The sequence below is a fragment of the Oceanipulchritudo coccoides genome, assembly GCF_010500615.1.
Taxonomy (GTDB): Bacteria; Verrucomicrobiota; Verrucomicrobiia; order Opitutales; family Oceanipulchritudinaceae; genus Oceanipulchritudo; species Oceanipulchritudo coccoides.
The window spans coordinates 845066-866482 of the sequence record NZ_JAAGNX010000002.1 but is presented as its reverse complement, the minus strand read 5'-3'; the positions used below and the strand labels follow the sequence as shown (position 1 = coordinate 866482).

General features: G+C 52.4%; 26 protein-coding genes. All 26 read right to left on the bottom strand.

What is annotated here, in order from left to right; all coding sequences use genetic code 11:
* Positions 1 to 2: 2 nt before the first annotated feature.
* Positions 3 to 545 carry a 50S ribosomal protein L6 gene (rplF, locus tag G0Q06_RS09380; RefSeq protein WP_163964916.1) on the bottom strand — a complete coding sequence of 181 codons (543 nt, stop codon included), beginning with the start codon at positions 543 to 545 and terminating at the stop codon, positions 3 to 5.
* Positions 546 to 560: 15 nt separating this feature from the next.
* Positions 561 to 950 carry a 30S ribosomal protein S8 gene (gene rpsH, locus G0Q06_RS09375; protein ID WP_163964913.1) on the bottom strand — a complete coding sequence of 130 codons (390 nt, stop codon included), beginning with the start codon at positions 948 to 950 and terminating at the stop codon, positions 561 to 563.
* A 35-nt stretch (positions 951 to 985) separates the two neighbouring features.
* Positions 986 to 1291: a 30S ribosomal protein S14 gene (rpsN, locus tag G0Q06_RS09370; RefSeq protein ID WP_163964909.1), complete on the bottom strand. Its 306-nt coding sequence runs from the start codon at positions 1289 to 1291 to the stop codon at positions 986 to 988.
* Between the two features lie 16 nt (positions 1292 to 1307).
* Positions 1308 to 1874, bottom strand: a complete 567-nt coding sequence (gene rplE / locus G0Q06_RS09365) for a 50S ribosomal protein L5 (RefSeq protein ID WP_163964907.1) — start codon at positions 1872 to 1874, stop codon at positions 1308 to 1310.
* Positions 1875 to 1943: 69 nt separating this feature from the next.
* The gene (gene rplX, locus G0Q06_RS09360; protein ID WP_163964904.1) at positions 1944 to 2201 is read right to left on the bottom strand and encodes a 50S ribosomal protein L24; all 258 of its coding nucleotides are present in this window, start codon (positions 2199 to 2201) and stop codon (positions 1944 to 1946) included.
* Positions 2201 to 2566, bottom strand: coding sequence for a 50S ribosomal protein L14 (gene rplN, locus G0Q06_RS09355; RefSeq protein ID WP_163964901.1), 366 nt, complete (start codon positions 2564 to 2566; stop codon positions 2201 to 2203). The genes rplX and rplN overlap by 1 nt, the downstream gene beginning before the upstream one ends.
* A 42-nt stretch (positions 2567 to 2608) precedes the next feature.
* Positions 2609 to 2875 carry a 30S ribosomal protein S17 gene (rpsQ, locus tag G0Q06_RS09350; RefSeq protein WP_163964898.1) on the bottom strand — a complete coding sequence of 89 codons (267 nt, stop codon included), beginning with the start codon at positions 2873 to 2875 and terminating at the stop codon, positions 2609 to 2611.
* A 34-nt stretch (positions 2876 to 2909) separates the two neighbouring features.
* The gene (gene rpmC / locus G0Q06_RS09345) at positions 2910 to 3122 is read right to left on the bottom strand and encodes a 50S ribosomal protein L29 (RefSeq protein ID WP_238710463.1); all 213 of its coding nucleotides are present in this window, start codon (positions 3120 to 3122) and stop codon (positions 2910 to 2912) included.
* 17 nt (positions 3123 to 3139) lie between these two features.
* Complete coding sequence (gene rplP / locus G0Q06_RS09340; protein WP_163964895.1) at positions 3140 to 3553, bottom strand: 50S ribosomal protein L16; 414 nt, start codon at positions 3551 to 3553, stop codon at positions 3140 to 3142.
* Positions 3554 to 3598: 45 nt separating this feature from the next.
* Positions 3599 to 4237 (bottom strand): 30S ribosomal protein S3, encoded by a 639-nt coding sequence (rpsC, locus tag G0Q06_RS09335; RefSeq protein ID WP_163964892.1) that lies wholly within the window; start codon positions 4235 to 4237, stop codon positions 3599 to 3601.
* A 6-nt stretch (positions 4238 to 4243) separates the two neighbouring features.
* A complete protein-coding gene (rplV, locus tag G0Q06_RS09330; protein WP_163964889.1) occupies positions 4244 to 4582 on the bottom strand; it encodes a 50S ribosomal protein L22 in 339 nt (112 codons plus the stop codon).
* An 11-nt stretch (positions 4583 to 4593) separates the two neighbouring features.
* On the bottom strand, positions 4594 to 4863 hold the full coding sequence (rpsS, locus tag G0Q06_RS09325) for a 30S ribosomal protein S19 (RefSeq protein WP_163964886.1): 270 nt from the start codon (positions 4861 to 4863) through the stop codon (positions 4594 to 4596).
* Positions 4864 to 4899: 36 nt separating this feature from the next.
* Entirely contained in the window at positions 4900 to 5745 is an 846-nt protein-coding gene (rplB, locus tag G0Q06_RS09320; protein WP_163964884.1) for a 50S ribosomal protein L2, read from the bottom strand.
* A 20-nt stretch (positions 5746 to 5765) separates the two neighbouring features.
* Positions 5766 to 6056, bottom strand: coding sequence for a 50S ribosomal protein L23 (rplW, locus tag G0Q06_RS09315; RefSeq protein ID WP_163964881.1), 291 nt, complete (start codon positions 6054 to 6056; stop codon positions 5766 to 5768).
* 1 nt (position 6057) lies between these two features.
* The gene (rplD, locus tag G0Q06_RS09310; protein ID WP_163964878.1) at positions 6058 to 6687 is read right to left on the bottom strand and encodes a 50S ribosomal protein L4; all 630 of its coding nucleotides are present in this window, start codon (positions 6685 to 6687) and stop codon (positions 6058 to 6060) included.
* A 22-nt stretch (positions 6688 to 6709) separates the two neighbouring features.
* Complete coding sequence (gene rplC / locus G0Q06_RS09305; RefSeq protein WP_163964875.1) at positions 6710 to 7351, bottom strand: 50S ribosomal protein L3; 642 nt, start codon at positions 7349 to 7351, stop codon at positions 6710 to 6712.
* Between the two features lie 202 nt (positions 7352 to 7553).
* Complete coding sequence (gene rpsJ / locus G0Q06_RS09300; protein WP_163964872.1) at positions 7554 to 7862, bottom strand: 30S ribosomal protein S10; 309 nt, start codon at positions 7860 to 7862, stop codon at positions 7554 to 7556.
* 36 nt (positions 7863 to 7898) lie between these two features.
* A complete protein-coding gene (fusA, locus tag G0Q06_RS09295) occupies positions 7899 to 10067 on the bottom strand; it encodes an elongation factor G (protein WP_163964869.1) in 2169 nt (722 codons plus the stop codon).
* Positions 10068 to 10085: 18 nt separating this feature from the next.
* Positions 10086 to 10556 (bottom strand): 30S ribosomal protein S7, encoded by a 471-nt coding sequence (rpsG, locus tag G0Q06_RS09290; protein ID WP_163964866.1) that lies wholly within the window; start codon positions 10554 to 10556, stop codon positions 10086 to 10088.
* Between the two features lie 30 nt (positions 10557 to 10586).
* A complete protein-coding gene (gene rpsL, locus G0Q06_RS09285) occupies positions 10587 to 10961 on the bottom strand; it encodes a 30S ribosomal protein S12 (protein WP_163964863.1) in 375 nt (124 codons plus the stop codon).
* A gap of 155 nt (positions 10962 to 11116) precedes the next feature.
* Positions 11117 to 15250 carry a DNA-directed RNA polymerase subunit beta' gene (rpoC, locus tag G0Q06_RS09280; protein WP_163964860.1) on the bottom strand — a complete coding sequence of 1378 codons (4134 nt, stop codon included), beginning with the start codon at positions 15248 to 15250 and terminating at the stop codon, positions 11117 to 11119.
* 32 nt (positions 15251 to 15282) lie between these two features.
* Entirely contained in the window at positions 15283 to 19062 is a 3780-nt protein-coding gene (gene rpoB / locus G0Q06_RS09275; protein ID WP_163964854.1) for a DNA-directed RNA polymerase subunit beta, read from the bottom strand.
* A gap of 125 nt (positions 19063 to 19187) precedes the next feature.
* Positions 19188 to 19574: a 50S ribosomal protein L7/L12 gene (rplL, locus tag G0Q06_RS09270; protein WP_163964851.1), complete on the bottom strand. Its 387-nt coding sequence runs from the start codon at positions 19572 to 19574 to the stop codon at positions 19188 to 19190.
* A 124-nt stretch (positions 19575 to 19698) separates the two neighbouring features.
* Positions 19699 to 20211 (bottom strand): 50S ribosomal protein L10, encoded by a 513-nt coding sequence (gene rplJ / locus G0Q06_RS09265; protein WP_163964848.1) that lies wholly within the window; start codon positions 20209 to 20211, stop codon positions 19699 to 19701.
* Between the two features lie 18 nt (positions 20212 to 20229).
* Positions 20230 to 20928, bottom strand: coding sequence for a 50S ribosomal protein L1 (gene rplA, locus G0Q06_RS09260; protein ID WP_163964845.1), 699 nt, complete (start codon positions 20926 to 20928; stop codon positions 20230 to 20232).
* Positions 20929 to 20973: 45 nt separating this feature from the next.
* Complete coding sequence (gene rplK, locus G0Q06_RS09255) at positions 20974 to 21399, bottom strand: 50S ribosomal protein L11 (RefSeq protein ID WP_163964843.1); 426 nt, start codon at positions 21397 to 21399, stop codon at positions 20974 to 20976.
* Positions 21400 to 21417 lie beyond the last annotated feature (18 nt).

The window sequence follows — 21417 nt, the reverse complement described above, 5'->3', positions numbered from 1 at the left end:
GATTAGCCCGCCTTCTTGCCTTCCTTGCGGCGAACATACTCACCATCGATAGAAACACCTTTGCCCTTGTAAGGTTCTGCCGGGAAGAATTTTTTCACCCGTGCGGCAAATTCGCCTACGACCTGCTTGTCGTAGCCAACAACCTTGACCTTGGTCTGGTCCTGCACTGTCACCGTCAAGCCCTCTGGAATCGGGTGCTTGATCGGGTGCGAGTAGCCAAGCGCCAAGTCGAGCTTGTTGCCTTCGACATTCGCTTTAAAGCCAACGCCACTGATCGTCAGATTCTTCTCGAACCCTTTTGTAACACCCTCAACCATTCCGTTGATCAAGCTGCGGGCGGTCCCATACATGGCTCGCGCCTCGCGGGACTTGCTGACAGGCTCAACTACAATGGAGCCATCGCTTTCCTTGATGGAAATAACTTTGGGGTTGAAAGACTTGGTCAGCGATCCCTTGGGGCCCTTGACCTGAATGGTCGACCCGTTTTCGATCTTAACTTCGACCTTCTCGGGAATCGTTACCGGTAATTTTCCTATACGGCTCATTGTTCGTTCTTTCTTCTACCAAATTGCACAAATCATTTCTCCGCCGACGTTCTGGCGTCGGGCATCACGGTCCTTTAGGATTCCGCGCGAAGTCGTCAGGATACCAACGCCGAGTCCGCCCAAGGTCCGCGGAATATCTCGTGACTGGAAATATAAACGACGGCCCGGGGTACTCACGCGCTTGATGCCCGTGACTGCCGGGGTCTCATCGACGTACTTCAAGGACAGGCGGATATACTGCTTTCCGTCCTCATCGATCTTTTCGACATTCCGAAGATAACCCTCTTCCTTGAGGATTTCAGCGATACTGAGGTGGATCTTCGAGTAACGGGTATCACAAGTTTCCTTGTTGGCCCTGTAAGCGTTACGGATGACAGTTAAAAAATTACTAATAGGATCAGACATTTGACTCTCCTTTTTCTAATATGGATGGAACGTGTCTACCAGGATGACTTAGTCACACCGGGGATCTTTCCTTGGGTTGCCAGTTCACGGAAAGTAATCCGGCTCACACCATACTTTCTCAAATACGCGCGGGGGCGTCCAGTTACGCTGCAGCGGTTCCGCAGGCGGATCGGATTGGAGTTCTTCGGAAGTTTTGTTAGTTTCCTCTGAGCTACATAAAATTCATCATCGGAGGTACCCGGATCAGAAAGGATCCGCTTCAACTCAGCGCGCTTGGCAGCGTATTGGGCAACCATGCGTTCGCGCTTCTTGTTTCGTTCAATCATTGCTTTTTTAGCCATTATCGTATCCTCAAAATTAAGCGTTAGCGGTGGCGGCGGTTGAGCGCTTGCGGAAGGGCATTCCGAGCATGCTGAGCAGCTCACGACCCTCTTCATCCGAACCAGCGGTTGTGGTGATGCAAATATCCATGCCAATGGTGTACTTGGAACCATCCCCGTGGATCTCTGGAAAGATGGAGTGGTCGGTGATACCAAGGGTGTAGTTGCCGTTTCCATCCAGGCGATCCCTCACCCCTCGGAAGTCACGGATACCCGGTAGCGCCACCGCAAGCAGGCGGTAAAGAAACTCGTACATCTGGCGGCCACGGAGTGTCACCATCACGCCAACAGGCATGCCTTCGCGCAACTTGAAGTTACTGACACTCTTCCTGGCCTTTGTAACGACAACTTTTTGCCCACTGATCGTAGTGATGTCCCGAACGATCTCCTCAATCTGGCCTTTTTCCGCAGTCGCGGAGAAACCTGAATTGATGACAATCTTCTCGATCTGTGGAACCTGGTGAACATTCGTGTATCCCCGACTCTTCATCAGATCGGGTACCACCTTATCGGTGTAATACTGCTGTAAGTATGCTTTTTCCATTTTTCGTGTGCCCTGCGGTTTCCTCACTACGGACTAATCCGCCGTGCAAAGACCTCCAGGGCTGTTAAATTATTTATTCTTGCCCTCGACTTTTTCTGAATAACGCGACGCTGGCATCACGTTGGAAATGTGAATCGGATTTTCCCGCTCTGTGATTGCTCCCTCAGGGTTTTCCTGGGTTTTGCGCTCGTGATGCTTGCGCTTGTTCACACCTTCCACGAGGACACGTCCCGCCTTGGGATAAACCTGCATCACCTTCCCGCGCGTACCGCGACCGTTGCCCGCGATGACAACAACTTCTTCTCCTGCTTTGATAAATGTCTTCATTATAGAACCTCTGGTGCGAGACTGATAATCTTCATGTACTTCTTTTGCCGTAGCTCGCGGGCAATCGGTCCATAGACGCGACTGCCGCGTGGTTGCCCTTCCGGGGTAATCAAAACAACGGCGTTACTGTCAAAACGAAGATAGCTACCATCCTTGCGACGGATGGGAGCACGAGTCCTGACGATGACCGCCCTGCAGACCGTTCCCTTCTTGACCGTGGCGTCCGGTGATGATTCCCGAATGTGTACGACAATCTCGTCGCCCACTCCGGCCGTCTTCTTGAGCTGACCCAGACGGCGAATCATTTTCGCTGTCTTGGCTCCTGTATTGTCGGCCACCTTGACCGCTGAAAGCATTTGTATCATGAGAGTTCTCTCCTGTCTTTAAAATAAACCCGTATTACCCGTTCAATCGATCACCGGTGCCTTGTGCAGCACTTTGACCACACGGAAGCGCTTGAGCTTGCTCAGCGGGCGGGTTTCCATGATGGAAATCCGGTCCCCGACAGCACACTCGTTTTGCTCGTCGTGTGCATGCACAACCGTCTTCTGCTTGATCTCCTTGTTATAAAGAGGGTGACGAATCTTGTAATCGTAGGTCACCTTGATCGACTTGTCGCCGGAGCGGCTTGTCACGGTACCTGTGATGTTTTTTCGTTGTTTACGATCTGACATTGCTAGAATTCCTGTAATTGATGGGTTTCATCCCTTAAGCGGATGCAACAGCTTCTTTTTTCTTGCTGGTGGCGAAGGTTTCCAAGCGAGCCACGTCGCGGCGGAGTTCCTTCAGTAAATGTGATTTTTCCAGCTGTCCGGTCTTCTTCCGGAGACGCAGTTCGAGAAGCTCATGCCGGGTATCCCGGATTTTCTTTTCGATTTCAGCGAGTGACAGCTCGGCGACTTCCTTTGCATTCAATGCCATTGTGATAGCTTCCTAATTTAAAGGTCCTTATGGATAAAACGACAGGTGATCGGCAGCTTACCGTCCGCGAGGCGCATGGCTTCACGGGCAGCAGTGATGCTGACACCGCTCAATTCGAACAAAACAGTTCCCGGCTTGATATTGGCGGCCCAGAATTCCACTGCACCCTTTCCTTTGCCTTGGCGTGTTTCAGCCGGCTTCTTGGTAATCGGCTTGTGCGGGAAGACCCGGATCCAGACCTTGCCTCGGCGACTGAGATAGCGATTAATGGCGACACGGGCTGCTTCAATCTGGCTGGCGGTCAAAAGACCACGGCCAAGGGCTTGGATTCCAAAATCGCCGAAAGCGAGCGTGTCACCACCTTTGGCGTTTCCCCGGTTACGGCGACGCTGGCTTTTCCGGTACTTGGTTCTGGATGGCATTAACGGCATGGTAAATATCTCCTGGCTTTAAAATTCAAATACAGTGCTTGAAACCTAGTTGAAGAGCTTTTCCTCGTCATCGAGGCAAATCCAACACTTCACTCCGATTTTCCCGTAGACCGTGCGGGCCTCGGAGAAACCATAATCAATATTGGCACGAAGGGTGTGCAGTGGCACCGAACCGGAACGGGCACTCTCAGTACGGGCAATATCGGCTCCACCGAGACGACCGGAAACCTGGAGACGAATTCCTTTGGCACCAATACTCATTGTGCTCTGGACAGCTTTCTTCATGGCCCGGCGGAATGAAATCCGGCGCTCCAACTGAAGGGCGACACTTTCGGCAACCAGCTTGGCCACCATGTCAGGCTTCTTCACTTCCTGGATGTCAAGAATCACGTCCTTCTTGATCAGCTTCCCCAGGGACTCCTTGATTTTTTCAAGCTCGGCACCCTTGCGCCCGATGACGATTCCCGGACGGGCAGTGTAGACCTTGATACGGACACGGTTACCGGCACGCTCAATCATGATGCGCGGCACAGCGGCGTAGCGGAACTTCTCTTCAAGGAAGGAGCGGATCTCATAGTCCTCCTTGAGGTTCGCACCAAATTCCTTCTTGTTCGAAAACCAGCGTGACTGCCAGTCACGGCGCACGGATAAGCGAAACCCAATTGGATTAACTTTCTGTCCCATAATAAATTAGTTGGATGATTCGGTGAGTACGATTCGAAGGTGACTTGTGCGCTTGCGGATTGGCTTCGCAGACCCACGGGCAGCTGGCTTGAAGCGGCGGAAAGCAGGGCCTTCCTCAACAATCGCTTCCTTGATAACCAGATCGTCTGAATTCAAGTTGTGATTATTCTCCGCATTGGCCACAGCACTGTGAAGTGTCTTGTGGATGAGCCGGGCAGCCTTGCGAGGGATGAACTTCAGCAATTCCAAAGCCTCGTTCGCGGGACGACCCCGGAGCTCGTTGGCAACCTCACGCGCCTTCTTGGGCGAGATCCGGCTGTATTTTGTGTAGGCAATAACTTCCATGATATACCTCTTTACTTCTTGGTATGTGGCTGGTGTCCCTTGAACGTCCGCGTCGGGGCAAATTCACCCATCCGGTGACCCACCATATTCTCGGTGATGTGCACAGGGGCAAATCCCTTGCCGTTATGAACCTCAAAGTTCAAGCCGACAAATTCCGGGGTAATCTGTGAGCGCCGACTCCAAGTCTTGATGGGGCGACGATCGTCTGCCGCCTGCGCCTTGGAAACCTTCTTCCAGAGACCGGGGTCGACGAAAAATCCTTTTTTAAGTGAACGAGCCATATGTATAAATGTGTGTGACCGTTAAAATTGAATGGGTTAATTCTTTACCTTGCGGCCATTCCGGCGAACCAGAATGAGCTTGTTCGAGGCCTTGTTCTTCTTGCGGGTTGGGAAGCCTTTTGAAAGCTGGCCCCAGGGGCTGACCGGATGGCCACCGCCTGAAGTACGGCCTTCACCACCACCCATCGGGTGGTCAACTGGATTCATGGCAACACCACGCACACGGGGGCGACGACCCTTCCAGCGGGAGCGTCCAGCCTTGCCGAGGGAACGGTTGGCGTGCTCGGAATTCCCGACCTCTCCAATCGTGGCGCGGCAAGTGGCCTTGACCATACGAATTTCACCTGAAGGCATCCGAAGAGTCGCGTTGCCCTTCTCAATCGAAACGAGTGTCGCAGCAACACCTGCAGTCCGGACCATTTGAGCTTTGGTATTCGGCTTGATCTCGATATTGTGGACCTTCATTGCCGCAGGAATGCTTTTTAACGGCATGCTGTTACCCGGCTTGAATTCTGCCGACTCGCTGGCGTTGATGATCTTGTCCCCGACATTTAATTTGTTCGGCGCAAGAATGTAACGCAGCTCGTCGTCCTCATACTTGACCAAGGCAATATTCGCGGAGCGATTTGGATCATACTCGAAGCGGATAACCTCGGCAGGCATATCGATCTTGTCGCGACGGAAATCAATCCGGCGGTACAGCTTCTTATGCCCACCACCGCGGCGACGGCTGGTGATACGTCCGTAGAAATTACGGCCACCGGTGCGCTTTTTGGATTCCGTGAGGCTTTTGACCGGACGTTCCTTGCTGAGACCTTCGGTGCGAACTCCAACATGGAATCGCTGTGCCGGCGTGATGGGTCGTTTTGAAATAATAGGCATTTTCTTATCTCCTGATGACCTTAGGCCATTTCAATGGTTGATCCCTGCTTCAATCGTACAATGGCTTTCTTGTAACTGGACCGGCGATGCACCTTTCCGCGTCGCATGCGATCCTGCTTGAATTTGGGTTTTACGTTGGCGATCCGGACCACGGACACTTCCACTCCAAACTGAGCTTCAATGGCCTGCTTGACGGCGACCCGATTGGCCGAATCAGCAACTTTGAACGTGTACTGATTGGCATGGGAAGTCGCTTCCGTCGCCTTTTCGGTGATAACGTGTTCGAGTAAAATACTATCGCGGTAAATCATATTAGTTGCCTCCATTCAAACGGGTGAGCAGACGCTCCAAACCCTTTTCACTGAAAATCACCTGGTCATAGGCGCTGAGGTCGTATGCATTCACATCGCTTGCCTCGTTGACCTCTATTCGGTTGATGTTGCGGGCTGCCAAGAGGCTTTGATCGGACCAGCTGTCATCAAGAATGAGCAGACGACCTTTCGGGGCAACTTTCTCCAACACCTCGTTGAAAAGACGGGTCTTCCGGTCAGCAACTTCCCATTTTTCAATAACTACGACTTCCCCGTCAACAGCACGGTCGAAAAGAGCGCGGGAAAGGGCTGCATGACGCATCTTCTTGTTGATGCGCTGGCTGAAGTCCCTGGGCTGAGGGCCGTGTGCAACAGAACCATGGTAATGCTGGGGAGCAACCTTGGATCCCTGACGGGCTGTTCCTGAACCCTTCTGGCGGAACGGCTTTTTGCCAGTTCCATGAACCGTTGAGCGGGTCTTTGTGGAAACAGTGCCTTGGCGACGATTGGCCATTACGGCCAGAATCACCTGCTTCAAGGCCTGCAGGCCCTTTTCCCCGTCAAATTGTGGAATAGCGTATTCCTTCTCCGAGGAGGAACCACCATCTGAACTGAAAACTTTGAGTTTCATGATTATAAAATCCTCTTGGAAATTAAGCCGAAGCCTTGGCCTTGATCGCCTTGCGGACCAGAACGGTCGACCCTGTTGCACCCGGGACAGATCCCTTTACCAGAATGAGATTCTTCTCAGGCAGGATTTTCACGATCTTCAGGTTTTGCACGGTGCGGCGGTGGGTCCCGAACTGTCCGGGCATCTTCTTTCCCTTGATGACCTTGCCTGGCCACTGGCACATCCCATAAGATCCACCGCGACGATGGAACATGGAACCGTGGGAAGCAGGTCCGCCAGCAAAATTCCAGCGTTTAACGACCCCCTGAAAACCACGACCCTTGGTCTCCCCGATGACGTCGACTTTGGCGTCATCCTGGAAAATCTCCACAGTCAGGGAGGATCCTGCTTCAGCAGTGGAATCCTCTGTCAGGCGAATCTCCCGCAGAAACCTCTGGGGATCCGAACCGGCCTTCTTGAAATGGCCTTTCGCGCCATTGCTTGTGTTCTTCTCCTTTTTGGAGCCGAAGCCGATTTGAATAGCACTGTAGCCATCCTTCTCCTGATTCTTCACTTGAACGACAGGACAAGGACCGGCTTCAATGACGGTTACAGGCACAAGCTCCCCAGTCTCTATGTAGACTTGGGTCATGCCGACTTTTTTGCCAATTAATGCTGTACTCATAATCTAAGCGGCAGACGGGAAGGACTCCCAGACCCTGCATTAGAGGTTAATAAAATGGATTTACGGCTTGTGTTTGGAGTTGCCTGGAGGATTCCTGGCACTTTCCCGACAAACCGGGTTTCCCCGAGGGGAAAAACAGAGGAGAAAAGTGGGCCGCAAAAGCCCTGTCAAATCTTTTGCAGAAAAATCTGCGGAAAAATCATTAAACGTTGATCGTGATGTCCACCCCGGCAGGCAGGTTGAGCTTTTTGAGCTCATCAACTGTCTGGGCTGTCGGTTCAACAATATCGATCAAACGCTTGTGGGTACGTTGCTCGAACTGGTCCATTGACTTCTTGTCAACGTGGGGGGACCGGTTCAAGGAGACCTTCTCAATCAGGGTCGGCAGGGGAATCGGGCCAGCGACACGGGCTCCCGAGCGCTTGGCAGTATCTACGATCTCAGATGCACTCTGATCGATAATGCGATAGTCGTAACCTTGAAGTTTAATGCGAATACGTGGACCACTCATAACGAAATTTTTAAAAGGTGAATTGGTTTGGTTAGATCAAGTTCGAGCCGGTGCGCGGGAGGATGTTTTTACAATATCCTCAAGCATATTGTTAGGAACAGGCTCAAAGTGGCTCGGCTCCATCGAATACGAGGCACGACCCTTGGAAAGAGAGCGGACATCCGTGGAATAACCAAACATCTGCTCAAGAGGAACATGAGCCATAATCTTGGTGAGGTTATTCTTGGTTTCAATTCCCTGGATAACGCCACGACGACGATTCACATCGCCAACAATATCTCCCTGGAATTCATCTGGTGTCTCAACTTCAACCTTCATTATTGGCTCAAGAAGGACGGGCTTGGCCTTGGCCATTGCGTCCCGGAAGGCGAAAATACCGGCCATTTTAAAGGCCATTTCCGAACTATCCACTTCGTGGAAGGAGCCGAAAGTGAGGCGAACCTTGAAATCGACGACAGGATAACCGGCCACAGTACCATTGCGCATGGCTTCCTTGATCCCCTCCTCAGTTGGCTTGATGTATTCCTTGGGAATGACCCCGCCAACGATTTCGTTGGAGAATTCGTATCCCTTACCCGTGTCCAGCGGCTCAATCTTGATTTCAGCATGGCCATACTGACCACGACCACCCGACTGGCGGACAAACTTGCCCAAGCCATCGGCAGGATGCGTGATCGTTTCACGGTAAGCGATCTGGGGACGTCCCACCGTAGCTTCAACCTTGAATTCACGGAGCAGACGGTCGCGGATAATATCCAAGTGAAGCTCACCCATTCCAGCAATGATGGTCTGCCCAGTCTCCTCGTCGGAAGAAACCATGAAAGTCGGATCTTCTTCAGCGAGGCGTTGCAAGGCGATGGAAAGTTTCTCCTGGTCAGCCTTTGAAGCAGGCTCAACGCTCATGCTGATGACCGGTTCCGGGAATGTCGGTGGCTCAAGAATGAGATCGACACCCTTTTCAGTCAGCGTATCGCCAGTGCGAACATCCTTGGCACCAATTATGGCCACAATGTCACCCGAGTAGGCCCGGGTAATATCCTCGCGGCGATCAGCGTGCATGACCATCAAGCGGCTCACGCGCTCAGATCTGCCAGTCCGCGGATTGTAAAGAGTGGATCCCTTTTCAAGAATTCCCCTGTAGACGCGGAAGAAAAGCAATTTCCCCACGTAAGGATCAGTAAAAAGTTTGAATGCCAAGCCGGCGATTTTGCCTGAATCGTCTGGGCCAACTTCGACAAGAACAGATTCGTCATCCACTGAGTGCCCCTTCTGGGCAGGGATGTCCAATGGACTGGGAAGGTAATTTACGACAGCGTTGAGGAGCTTTTGAATCCCCTTGTTCTTGAATGCCGTTCCGGGGATCACACCGATGAAATGATGTGAAAGAGTCGCTTTGCGAATTCCCGCCATGAACTCTTCCTCAGTGATCTCTTCACCCTCAAGGTACTTTTCGGCGAGAGCGTCGTCAAAGGCTGCTATGTCCTCAAGAAGAGACTCACGATACTCCTTGGCCTGCTCGAGATACTCTTCAGGAATATCCTCCTCAGTGTAACTTGTCCCGGTGGTATCATCATCATTGTAGAAGTGAGCCTGCATGCGGATCAAATCAATGAGGCCCTTGAAATTCTCTTCAGCACCAATCGGAATATAGATCGGATGGGCATTTCCACCAAGTTTGTTGCGAATATCATCAACGGCACTGAAGAAATCAGCCCCTGTACGGTCCATTTTATTGATGAAACAGATCCTTGGAACCATGTACTTGTTCATCTGGCGCCAAACCGTTTCAGATTGGGGCTGAACCCCGGCCACTGCACAAAATACAGCGACAGCGCCGTCAAGGACCTTAAGCGAACGCTCTACTTCGGCTGTGAAGTCAACGTGCCCGGGGGTGTCAATGATGTTGATCCGGTGCGGAATAGCCTCGTAAGGACCTCTTTTGGTCATCCACTCAGTGGAAATGGCCGCCGAGGTGATTGTAATGCCACGCTCGCGCTCCTGCTCCATCCAGTCAGTCGTGGCGGCACCCTCGTGAACCTCGCCTATCTTGTGGATCTTACCGGAATAAAAGAGAATGCGCTCAGTTGTGGTCGTCTTGCCGGCATCAATGTGCGCGACAATACCAATATTACGCTGAAACTCAAGGGGTACGGTTCGGGAAGAATCGTTTGCTGGTGATACCTTTTTAGGATCGAAAGTGCTCATGGAATTTAAGTACTGGAACTACCAGCGGAGGTGGGCAAAAGCCCGGTTAGCTTGGGCCATTCGGTGAGTATCGTCCTTTTTCTTAACGACCGTTCCCGTGTTGTTGTAGGCATCAGTTATTTCTGCGGCGAGATTGGCACTCATGGAACCGCGCCGGGCGCGGGATGCGGTGACAAGCCAGCGAAAGGCCAGACTCTGCTGTCGCTCGAAGCTGATTTCCAGCGGAACCTGATAGGTTGTTCCCCCGACACGACGGCTCTTTACCTCGAGCTTTGGCCGGATATTCTCCAGGGCACCCAGAAGAAGGTCGACTGGATCTCCCTTGCCAAGGTTTTCACTGACCTTTTCAAAAGCTCCATAGACAATAGCTTGAGCTATGGACTTCTTGCCATCCAACATGATGACATTGATCAGATGACTGACTAAGGGGCTGTTATAGCGGGGGTCAGGCGTGTGTTCGCGCTTTTCGGCTCTGCGGCGTCGTGACATGGTTTTCTCTCTAAATTTGGGTGTTTAAAATCAACTTTTCGGCCGTTTGACACCGTATTTGGAACGGCTGCGGCGTCTCTTTTCGACTCCAGTGCAATCAAGTGCTCCGCGCACAATATGATAACGGACACCAGGAAGGTCCTTTACGCGACCTCCACGGACCAGAACCACACTGTGCTCCTGAAGACTGTGCCCTTCATCCGGAATGTAGGCGATCACCTCATATCCGCTGGTCAGGCGGACCTTGGCAACCTTCCGAATAGCCGAATTTGGCTTTTTCGGTGTGCGGGTCATTACCTGTGTGCAGACGCCGCGGCGAAATGGATTTTTACGCAAAGCGGGCGACTTCCCCTTCTTAAAGGTGGAAACGCGTGGATTACGGACCAATTGATTGATTGTTGGCATGGCTCAAGATTCGATTTTGGAAAAAGGGCAGACCGTAGAGCTTTGGAATTCCACGGCAAGTTTTTTTTAGCTGGTTTGAATTTAGTTTTAGAAAAGGATGCCGGTCGCATCAATTACGGTGACAACCGGCATCGCTGTAAGTGTAAGAATTGTGACTAACTGGCGTCGACAGCGTCCTCCCCGACTTCCTCCGAAGACGGTGCAACAAGAGTGTTGATCTTCAGGCGCCGATAGGTCGGAAGCCCTGTTCCTGCTGGAATCAGGTGACCCATGATGACATTTTCCTTGAAGCCTTCCAACTTGTCGACCTTGCCGAGCGTGGCGGCATCAGTGAGGACACGAGTGGTTTCCTGGAAGGAAGCAGCGGAAATAAAACTTTCCGTCTCCACAGAGGCCTTGGTAATTCCGAGGAGGATTGGCTCCCCTTCAGCAGGCTGGCCACCCGCTTCGGAGATTCGCTCATTTTCCCGGATAAAGGAATCCTTGTCGATCTGTTCACCCCAGAAGAAGTCGCTGTCGCCGGGCTCCGTAATACGGACCTTGCGGAGCATCTGCGAAATGATGACTTCGATGTGCTTATCGTTAATCGTCACCCCCTGCAGACGGTAAACTTTCTGGATTTCGGCAAGAAGGTACTCTTGGACAGAGCTCGGTCCGAGAATATCGAGGATCTCGTGCGGATCAGCCGCTCCTTCTGTCAGGTGCTGTCCCTTGTAGACCACATCCCCAGGTTGTACGATGATGTGCTTGCCGTGCGGAATAAGGTGTTCCTCTTCCTGTCCGGACTCCTGGTCCGTGACAACAAGACGCTTTTTCCCGCGCACCGTGCCATTCATTGAAACAATACCGTCGATCTTGGCCATTTCGGTGGCTTCCTTCGGGCGGCGGGCCTCGAACAATTCGGCAACCCGCGGGAGGCCCCCGGTGATGTCCTGTGTCTTCGAAGCTTGACGAGGTGTCTTGGCGAGCAATGAACCACCGTCAATCTCATCCCCTTCGGTTACAGAGACAGTCGCCCCTGTGGGAATCGAGTACGTTGCGAGGAGGCGCTTGGCATCCTTGGCATCAACAATTTCAATTTGCGGTGAAAGGTCTTCCTTGTGCTCAATGACGACCGTCGCGATCCGACCTGATGAAGGATCAATCTCGCGCTTGACGGTGACACCGGGAATCATGTCGCTGAAACGGACTGTACCCGATTTTTCGGATAGAATCGGAACATTGAACGGATCCCACTGGGCCAATTTTTTGGCCGCCTCAATCTGATCGCCATCACGGACCGTCAAAACAGCACCGGCGGGAATATTGTAGGTTTCCAGTTCCTTCTCGTTATCGTCGATAATTGAGACCGCACCAGTCTTGTTAAGGACAACGCGGGAAGCACCATCCCCCACTTCAACCAGCCGCAGACCATTAAAACGGACAAAACCACCATTCTTGACGGTAATGTCGGCCGACTGGGCAAGGGCGGAAGCGATACCACCGATGTGGAATGTACGCATTGTCAACTGCGTGCCCGGCTCGCCGATTGACTGGGCAGCAATAATGCCGACAGCCGTCCCGATTTCCACCAGATCATTGGTGGCCGGATTGATACCGTACGCCTTGGCGGAAAGACTGTTGCCGCGGATGTGCGTCAAGGCGGACATGACTTTGACCCGCTCGATTCCCAGCTCGTCAATACGGGCGGCAATCTCCTTGGTAACCATTTCGCCTGCCTTAATGACAATGTCATCCGGATCAATCGGGTTGCGAACATCGAGGGAAACACAGCGACCAATGATGCGCTCACGAAGCGGGACAATGACGTCGTCACCTTCGATGATGGCGAACTTCCAGATACCATCCCGGTTTCCATCATCAATATCCGTGATGATACAATCCATTGCGACATCACAAAGCTTACGGGTAAGATAACCCGCATCGGCTGTTTTCAAGGCCGTATCGGCCAATCCCTTGCGGGCCCCGTGAGTGGAAATAAAGTATTCCAGAACGCTCAAGCCTTCACGGAAGGAGGAGAGGATCGGACGCTCAATAATTTCACCTGACGGCTTGGCCATCAACCCACGCGTTCCGCACAGCTGGCGGACCTGCTGCTTGTTGCCACGGGCACCGGAGTCCATCATCAGATAGACCGGGTTGACCTCTCGCTTGCCATTATTCTCGTTAAGATGCTCGAAGACCGCCTGGGCAATCTCGTCAGTGGCCTGAGTCCAAATATCAACCACCTTGTTATAGCGTTCGCCGCCGGTGATGATACCCTTCCGGTACTGGTTGGAGACGTCCCCGATGCGCTTGCGCGCCCGTGCAACAATTTCGCTCTTTTCGGGAGGAATGATCATATCCTCCATGCCGATTGAAATACCGGCCATCGTGGCAATTGTGAATCCGGTTTCTTTCAAGCGATCCAGCATTTTGATGGATTCTTCACGACCGGCTGCCTGATAGGTGCTGTTGATCAGCTCACCCAACTTTTTCTTGGCCACCGGGAAATTCATAAAGCCAAGGACTTCCGGCCAGATTCCACTGAAAATGACGCGACCCGGTGTCGTCACAATTACCTTTTGACGGGAATTGCCGTAGGGGGTCTTTGTTCCATAATTCGGGTTTTCAAACCGAATCCAATCGTGCTTGCCAATGACGCCATCGGCTTCAGCAAGGAGAACTTCCTCGATGGAGCTGAACAAAGGCACATGGGCACCCTTCACAGGTTGCTCGCGCGGCTCGATTGTCAGATAATAGGAACCGAGGACAATATCCTGGGAAGGAGTGAGAATTGGATCCCCACTGGAAGGTGAGAAAATATTATTTGTGCTCATCATGAGCAGCTTTGCCTCAAGAATTGCCTCAAGGCTCAGCGGCACGTGCACGGCCATCTGGTCACCGTCAAAGTCAGCATTGTAGGCGGCACAGACAAGCGGGTGCAGGCGGATAGCATCCCCTTCAATCAAAGTCGGCTCAAAAGCCTGGATGGAAAGGCGGTGCAAGGTCGGAGCACGATTCAAGAGCACCGGATGGCCGATCGTCACCTCTTCAAGGATGTCCCAGACTTCGGGTGAACGCTTTTCAATCATCTTGCGAGCACCACGAACTGTATGGACAAAGCCCAGTTCTTTCAGGCGCCGGATAATGAAGGGTTCAAAAAGAACCAGAGCCATCTTCTTCGGCAAACCACACTGGTGGAGTTTCAGTTCAGGGCCGATGACAATGACCGAACGGCCAGAGTAATCCACTCGCTTGCCAAGAAGGTTTTGACGGAAGCGTCCCTGCTTGCCTTTGAGCATGTCGCTGAGCGACTTCAGCGGGCGGTTCCCAGCGCCTGTCACAGCACGGCCATGACGACCATTGTCGAACAACGCATCGACCGCTTCCTGCAACATGCGCTTTTCATTATGGATAATGACATCCGGGGTCTTCAAAAGAAGCAGGTTCTTCAAACGGTTATTCCGGTTGATCACCCGACGATACAGGTCATTCAGGTCAGAAGTGGCGAAGCGGCCTCCTTCAAGAGGAACAAGCGGGCGCAGATCCGGCGGAATCACCGGAACGACTTCGAGCACCATCCATTCAGGACGTGACTCAGACTCGATGAAGCCCTGGATTACCTTCAGGCGCTTCGAAAGCTTCTTTTTAATCTGCTTCGAACGGGTGTTGTGCATCTGCTCGTGCAACTCGTCGACAACCGAGGGAAGATCCATGTTTTCCAGGATCTTGCGAATCGCCCCAGCGCCCATTTCAGCAACAAAGGAATCATCCCCATACTCGTCCATGGCAGCCGTATACTCTTGCTCTGTCAGCAACTGGCGCTCTTCCAGAGGTGTCTTGCCCGGATCAACAACAACATAATTCTCGTAGTAGATGACCCGCTCAAGGTTACGCGCCGTCAGGTCGAGGAGCAGACCAAGGCGACTGGGCATACTCTTGAGAAACCAAATATGAGAGCAGGAAACGGCCAGCTCGATGTGGCCCATCCGTTCACGGCGGACTCGGCTTACCGTGACTTCTACACCACATCGGTCACAAATGACACCCTTGTACTTGATGCGCTTGTACTTTCCGCAAGCACACTCGTAGTCCCGGACTGGACCGAAGATGCGCTGGCAAAACAATCCGCCTGGTTCAGGCTTGAAAGTACGGTAATTGATTGTTTCGGGATTTTTCACTTCGCCCCGTGACCAGCTGCGGATGGCATCCGGGGAGGCGATTGTGATGGAGACTTGATCGAAGGACTTTTCCTTGTCAAATCCCAGAAGGTCGCGGGCTTCGCGTGTCTGAAGTTCGTCACTCATGGCAAATAATTGGCTGATTGTTTAGCGTTGGATCAGTTGGCGAAGGCGGAGGCCAGAGGATCCTGGTCGCCCATTTTGATATCAAGGCAGAGGCTCTGCATTTCCTTCATGAGAACATTGAAGGACTGCGGAGTGCCGGCTTGCAGACTGTTGTCACCTTTGACAAGGGACTCGTAGATTTTGGTACGTCCTGCGACGTCGTCGGACTTGACGGTCAGCAACTCCTGCAGCGTGTAGGCAGCTCCATATGCCTCGAGGGCCCAGACCTCCATCTCACCGAATCGCTGTCCGCCATACTGAGCCTTACCGCCCAATGGCTGCTGGGTAATGAGACTGTAAGGACCCACTGCGCGGGCGTGGATCTTGTCCGCGACCAAGTGGTTGAGCTTGAGCATGTAAGTATAGCCGACAACGACCTCCTGGTCGAGGCGACGGCCGGACCGGCCATCGTAAAGGAAGCTCTTGCCGGTCAACGGGAGGTTGGCTTGTTCAAGGTAGCCCTTGATCTTTTCTTCCTCAATACCGTCAAAAATCGGTGTCGCAATCTTGAGCCCAAGTGCTTTCGCGGCGTAACCGAGGTGACACTCGAGAACCTGTCCGACATTCATCCGGCTCGGAACCCCAAGCGGATTAAGGCAGATATCCACGGAAGACCCATCGGCGAGATAGGGCATGTCCTCAACCGGAACAATCTTGGCGACAACGCCTTTGTTCCCGTGACGGCCGGCCATCTTGTCTCCAACCTGGATCTTGCGCTTCGTCGCGATGTAGACCTTCACGTTCTTCACTGTGCCTTGGTCGACATCATCGCCGGATTCAACGCCTTCAATGCGGCGCTCCTGATCCGTTTCAAGCTCATCAAACTTGCTTTTGAAGCTGTCGATGATCTCCATGATCTTGATTCGGACCGGAGAAGGATCGATATCAATCGACTTGTAGACGGAGGCCAGCTTGCGAAGAAGGGTCTTCGTGATCTTCCGGTTGGCCGGAATGATGATCTCCCCACTTTCGCCGTTAACCACATCGAGAGGAATCTTTTCCCCGAGAAGGATATTTGAGAGGCTTTCTGTCAGGGACTCACGCAAGCGATCCATCTGCGTACGGAATTCTTCGTTGATCTTCTTGATCTGCCGGCGGCGGTCCGAGGCGGAGAGCTTCTCCGTTTCACCCTCGACACGACTCGACACCTTGACGTCCATGATGATCCCGGTCGTGCCTGACGGAACGAGGAGAGAAGTATCCTTCACATCGGCAGCCTTTTCACCGAAAATCGCACGGAGAAGCTTTTCTTCAGGAGCCAACTCGGTTTCGCTCTTTGGTGTGATCTTGCCCACGAGAATATCGCCGGGTTTCACTTCAGCACCAACGCGGATAACCCCGTCATGGTTCAGATTCTTGAGAGCTTCCTCACCCACATTGGGAATATCTCGTGTGATTTCTTCCGGCCCGAGTTTGGTGTCTCGTGCGGTCACTTCAAATTCCTCAATGTGAATCGAAGTGAAAACATCATCCTTGAGGAGCCGCTCACTGATCAGGATAGCATCTTCAAAGTTGTACCCGTTCCAAGGCATGTAGGCCACAAGGACATTACGGCCCAGTGCCAATTCACCCTGATCCGTGGAAGCCCCATCAGCGAGCAAGTCGCCCGCCTTGATCTTTTGCCCCCGCTTGACGACCGGCTTCTGGTTGAAGCAGGTACCCGCGTTGGAGCGCAGAAACTTACGTAGCGGATAAACATAAAAACCGGTTTTCGGGTCGCTCTTGTCCTTTTTGAGCAGCTTGGGAGAAACCTCCCCGTCGCTTGTGACAATGATTCGCCGCGCATCGACTGAAGCAATCACTCCATCCGCCTCGGCAATCGTAACTGTCTTTGAGTCCCGTGCGACACGTTCTTCAATTCCGGTGCCCACAAGTGGGGCCTCGGTTTTAAGAAGCGGCACCCCTTGGCGTTGCATATTGGATCCCATCAACGCGCGATTGGCATCGTCATGCTCAAGGAATGGAATCAGACCGGCAGCCACAGAAACAACCTGCTTGGGCGATACGTCCATCAGGTGGACTTCCTTCGGATCGACTTCAATAAAGTCATCCGCCTTCCGGGCAGTCACACGACCTTCCAGTTTCCCCTTGGTCACTTTGGAATTTGCCTGGGCTATGATCTTACCTTCTTCCTGGTCAGCATTCAGGTAAATCACCTCGTCAAGCACCTTGCCGTTTTTAACAACACGATAAGGGGCTTCAATGAAACCAAACTCATTGACCTGTGCATAGGTCGAAAGACTGTTGATCAAACCAATATTTGGTCCTTCAGGGGTCTCAACCGGACAAATACGGCCGTAGTGCGAGGGGTGGACGTCGCGCACTTCAAAACCAGCGCGGTCCCGATTCAACCCTCCAGGGCCGAGAGCGGAAAGACGGCGTTTGTGCGTCACCTCAGCCAACGGATTGATCTGGTCCATGAACTGGCTCAACTGGCTACGCGCATAGAAATCGCGGATCACCGTGCTCAAGGCCTTTGGATTGATCAGTTTCTGTGGCGTGACCGAATCAACACTCTGGTCATAAAGTGTCATGCGCTCCTTCACGAGGCGCTCTGTCCGGGCCAGACCAATACGGCACTGGTTCATCAAAAGCTCCCCAACTGTGCGAACACGACGGCTGCCAAGGTGATCGATATCGTCAACGATCCCATCACCCTTTTTCAAACGGACAAGGTATTTGGTCGCCTCAACAATGTCTTCAACGACAATGATTCGGGTTTCTAGAGCAGTCTCGAGGCCCAGCTTCTGGTTGATCTTATAACGACCAACCCGGCCGAGGTCATAGCGCTTGGGATCCTGGAAGAGACGCTTCAGGAGGGCCTTGGCGTTCGCTGTTGTTGGCGGCTCACCTGGGCGCAGACGCTTGTAAATATCCTTGAGGGCCTCCTCCTCATTGCGGGTCGGGTCCTTCTTGAGGCAGCGAATGATCGCTCCATCGTCAATGGTTGTATCGATGACCCGGACAGTATCAATCCCGGCCGCTTCAATGCTCCGGACAATGGTCTTGGTGAGTGGTTCGAATGACCGGGCAAGAACCGCACCTTTGTCAGCATCGACAAGGTCTTCCACCAGCACAAGCCGGCTGACGCTTTCAAGCTTCAGGGCCTTCTTTACCTTGAGGTCTTCAATATTATAGAAAAAGTTTAGAATCTCAAAATCACTGCCGTACCCCATTGCGCGGAGAAGGGTCGTGATCAGGAACTTGCGGCGACGACGGCGGCGATCAAGATAGACATACAGCAGGTCATTCTGATCAAACTGGGTTTCCAGCCAAGTACCACGGTCAGGAATGATCCGGAAACTGTACAGGGTCTTTCCACTCGTGTGCGGGGTTGTCTCAAAGGCGATGCCCGGCGACCGGTGCAGCTGGCTTACCACCACACGCTCTGCCCCGTTGATGATGAAGGAACCACGCTCGGTGATCATGGGCATTTCACCCATGTAAATTTCCTCATCCTTAATGGAGTCCTCTTCACGGAGACGAAGCTTCACATAAAGAGAAATGGAATAGGTCACTCCTTCACGAATCGCTTCCATCTCGGTCATCTTCGGACCAGCAAGCGTGTACGAGACATATTCCAAGCTGCAACGACCATCGTAGCTCTCAATCGGGAATACTTCACGCAGGACTGCTTCCAGACCGACATGCTCGCGCTGGGTCGGAGGAACATCTTCCTGCAAAAATTCCTTGAAGGAATTGAATTGAATTTGAATCAGGTTCGGCGGAGCGATGACCTCTTTCAGTTTCCCAAAGTTGATTCTGTCAGACATGGTATTTTCAGATTGAGAGATGATGGATTTCCAGCGGGGAAATTAAATAACAGGTAGCGCTGGCAAAGTCCCTTGCGAGCCTCTGCCAGCGTACCTGGAAAAATATGATCGATAATTCGTCAGATTTACTTGATTTCGACTTCAGCACCAGCTGCTTCAAGCTTCTTCTTGAGCTCGTCAGCGTCGTCCTTAGTGGTAGCTTCCTTGACGGCCTTCGGTGCACTTTCGACCAGTTCCTTAGCCTCCTTGAGGCCGAGTCCGGTGATGGCGCGCACTTCCTTAATGACGGCAATCTTGTTGCTGCCGTGACCCTTCAGGACCACGTCAAACTCGGTCTTTTCCTCTTCTGCAGCGGCTTCACCGCCAGCAGCACCGCCAGCAGCAGCTACGGCGACAGGTGCAGCAGCGCTGACACCCCATTTTTCTTCGAGGTCCTTGACCAATCCAGCGATATCGAGAACCGACTGGGAACTGAGCCATTCAATGACGTCTTCTTTTGTTATTTCTGCCATGGTTATATCCTATTAGAGACAACTAGCGTTACTCACACACCGCGTGCTTTATCCGTTTAAGGAGACTTTCTCCCTAGCTGATTCGTTCAGGTTGAAATTAATAATATAATAGAGTGTTTCGACCTCAACCGTCCTGTTCCGACTTGGCATGGAGGACATTGAGGAGTCCCTGCGGAACGGCCTGAATGATCCGGACCATCTGCGATGCCGGTTGGTTGAGCAGACCCAGCAACTGGGCCTGGAGAATTTCCTTTGAAGGGAGCTTGGCCAGATCAGAAATCTGGGATGCCGAAAGGGGGTTGTTGTCGAGAACACCGCCTTTAATCTCCAACTTCTTCTTGTCCTTGAAGAATTTTTCGAGGGCCTTCGCCACGCCAGCGGCATTTTCGCCACCCACCACGAGCGCTGTTGGCCCACGGTAATTCTCTTCTTCAATGGGCATTTCACGATCGCTAGCCGCAATCTTCAAAATACGGTTTTTCACCACGTGGAATTCCGCACCAACTTCCGCCAGGATGCGACGGAGCTCTTCTGTCTCGGCTACGGTGACACGCTCAAAGTCTGCAAGATAAACATAATCGGACTTCTCAAGATACTGGCCGACTTCTTCGACTAGAAATTTTTTCTCTGGTTGCATAGATTTGTTCCTTCCGACTTATAAATTAGCGTAAACAGCTGAATCCAAGCGGACTCCCGGGGACATTGTTCCCGAAATCGCAGCTGACTTGATGTAACTGTGCCCCTTCAATGACTCCGGACGAGCCTTACCGAGGGCATCGAATACCGTAGTGATATTCTCCTCCAGATCCTGAACCGAGAAAGAACGCTTGCCGACAACAATACCGATGTTGGCAGTCTTATCCATCTTGAATTCAACACGGCCTCCGCTCTTGACGGACTGGATGGCTGCCGAAATGTCGTCTGTAACTGTTCCCGACTTGGGATTGGGCATTAACCCACGCGGCCCCAGGACACGCGCCACCTTGCGCACTTCCTTCATCGCGGCCGGCGTTGACACAGCGACGTCAAAGTCTGTCCATCCGTCCATGATCTTGGCGATCAGGTCATCCATACCAGCTTCGTCAGCACCTGCATCGAGGGCCTCCTGCGCATTATCGGTAAAGGCAACAACCCGGACTTTCTTGCCGCTTCCCTTGGGAAGATTGACAATGCCTCGGACCATTTGGGTGCTTTGTTTTGGATCCACCCCGAGGTGGAGCGACAATTCCACGGTCTCATCAAACCGGGCCTTGGGGAACTTGCTCAGGAGTTCCAGAGCCTCGTTCAGTGGATATGTGTCCGCGTGCGTATATAACTCGCTCGCAGTCTTTCGTTTCTTTGTGATTTTTGCCATTTAGTAAACTCCCTCCTTGGAGGTTCGAACGTTTGGGTTAAAAAATTAGTCGACCACTTCAATGCCCATTGAACGGGCAGTCCCTTCAATAATACGCATCGCGGCCTCATCGGTTGTCGCGTTAAGGTCTTTCCTCTTCGTCTCAACGATTTCCAGGATCTGCTTACGCTTAACCTTGCCGACCTTCTCCTTGTTGGGCACGCCAGATCCCTTGGCCAGACCGGCAGCTTTCTTCAGCAAAACCGCTGCAGGCGGGGATTTGGTGATAAAGCTGAATGAGCGGTCTGCATAGACCGTGATCACTGTTGGAAGGATTGTGCCGGCCTGATCTTTCGTGCGGGCATTAAAATCCTTACAAAAGGCCATGATATTGACACCAGCCGCACCGAGGGCAGGGCCAACTGGAGGAGCCGGATTAGCAGCCCCTGCCGGGAGTTGAAGTTTGATTGTTCCTGTGACTTTCTTTGCCATTGTTGCTTTCTAGATTTT

Coding starts and splice junctions, on each gene's coding strand:
- rpsN (WP_163964909.1), bottom strand. CDS start 1,291: ATGGCTAAAAAAGCAATGATTGAACGAAACAAGAAGCGCGAACGCATG.
- rplC (WP_163964875.1), bottom strand. CDS start 7,351: ATGAGTACAGCATTAATTGGCAAAAAAGTCGGCATGACCCAAGTCTAC.
- rpoC (WP_163964860.1), bottom strand. CDS start 15,250: ATGAGTGACGAACTTCAGACACGCGAAGCCCGCGACCTTCTGGGATTT.
- rplA (WP_163964845.1), bottom strand. CDS start 20,928: ATGGCAAAAATCACAAAGAAACGAAAGACTGCGAGCGAGTTATATACG.
- rplF (WP_163964916.1), bottom strand. CDS start 545: ATGAGCCGTATAGGAAAATTACCGGTAACGATTCCCGAGAAGGTCGAA.
- rplE (WP_163964907.1), bottom strand. CDS start 1,874: ATGGAAAAAGCATACTTACAGCAGTATTACACCGATAAGGTGGTACCC.
- rpmC (WP_238710463.1), bottom strand. CDS start 3,122: ATGGCATTGAATGCAAAGGAAGTCGCCGAGCTGTCACTCGCTGAAATC.
- rplV (WP_163964889.1), bottom strand. CDS start 4,582: ATGGAAGTTATTGCCTACACAAAATACAGCCGGATCTCGCCCAAGAAG.
- rplL (WP_163964851.1), bottom strand. CDS start 19,574: ATGGCAGAAATAACAAAAGAAGACGTCATTGAATGGCTCAGTTCCCAG.
- rplD (WP_163964878.1), bottom strand. CDS start 6,687: ATGAAACTCAAAGTTTTCAGTTCAGATGGTGGTTCCTCCTCGGAGAAG.
- rplN (WP_163964901.1), bottom strand. CDS start 2,566: ATGATACAAATGCTTTCAGCGGTCAAGGTGGCCGACAATACAGGAGCC.
- rplW (WP_163964881.1), bottom strand. CDS start 6,056: ATGATTTACCGCGATAGTATTTTACTCGAACACGTTATCACCGAAAAG.
- rpsG (WP_163964866.1), bottom strand. CDS start 10,556: ATGTCACGACGCCGCAGAGCCGAAAAGCGCGAACACACGCCTGACCCC.
- rpsJ (WP_163964872.1), bottom strand. CDS start 7,862: ATGAGTGGTCCACGTATTCGCATTAAACTTCAAGGTTACGACTATCGC.
- rpsC (WP_163964892.1), bottom strand. CDS start 4,237: ATGGGACAGAAAGTTAATCCAATTGGGTTTCGCTTATCCGTGCGCCGT.
- rpsS (WP_163964886.1), bottom strand. CDS start 4,863: ATGGCTCGTTCACTTAAAAAAGGATTTTTCGTCGACCCCGGTCTCTGG.
- rpsQ (WP_163964898.1), bottom strand. CDS start 2,875: ATGTCAGATCGTAAACAACGAAAAAACATCACAGGTACCGTGACAAGC.
- rplJ (WP_163964848.1), bottom strand. CDS start 20,211: ATGCAACCAGAGAAAAAATTTCTAGTCGAAGAAGTCGGCCAGTATCTT.
- rplP (WP_163964895.1), bottom strand. CDS start 3,553: ATGCCGTTAATGCCATCCAGAACCAAGTACCGGAAAAGCCAGCGTCGC.
- rpoB (WP_163964854.1), bottom strand. CDS start 19,062: ATGTCTGACAGAATCAACTTTGGGAAACTGAAAGAGGTCATCGCTCCG.
- rplX (WP_163964904.1), bottom strand. CDS start 2,201: ATGAAGACATTTATCAAAGCAGGAGAAGAAGTTGTTGTCATCGCGGGC.
- fusA (WP_163964869.1), bottom strand. CDS start 10,067: ATGAGCACTTTCGATCCTAAAAAGGTATCACCAGCAAACGATTCTTCC.
- rpsH (WP_163964913.1), bottom strand. CDS start 950: ATGTCTGATCCTATTAGTAATTTTTTAACTGTCATCCGTAACGCTTAC.
- rpsL (WP_163964863.1), bottom strand. CDS start 10,961: ATGCCAACAATCAATCAATTGGTCCGTAATCCACGCGTTTCCACCTTT.
- rplK (WP_163964843.1), bottom strand. CDS start 21,399: ATGGCAAAGAAAGTCACAGGAACAATCAAACTTCAACTCCCGGCAGGG.
- rplB (WP_163964884.1), bottom strand. CDS start 5,745: ATGCCTATTATTTCAAAACGACCCATCACGCCGGCACAGCGATTCCAT.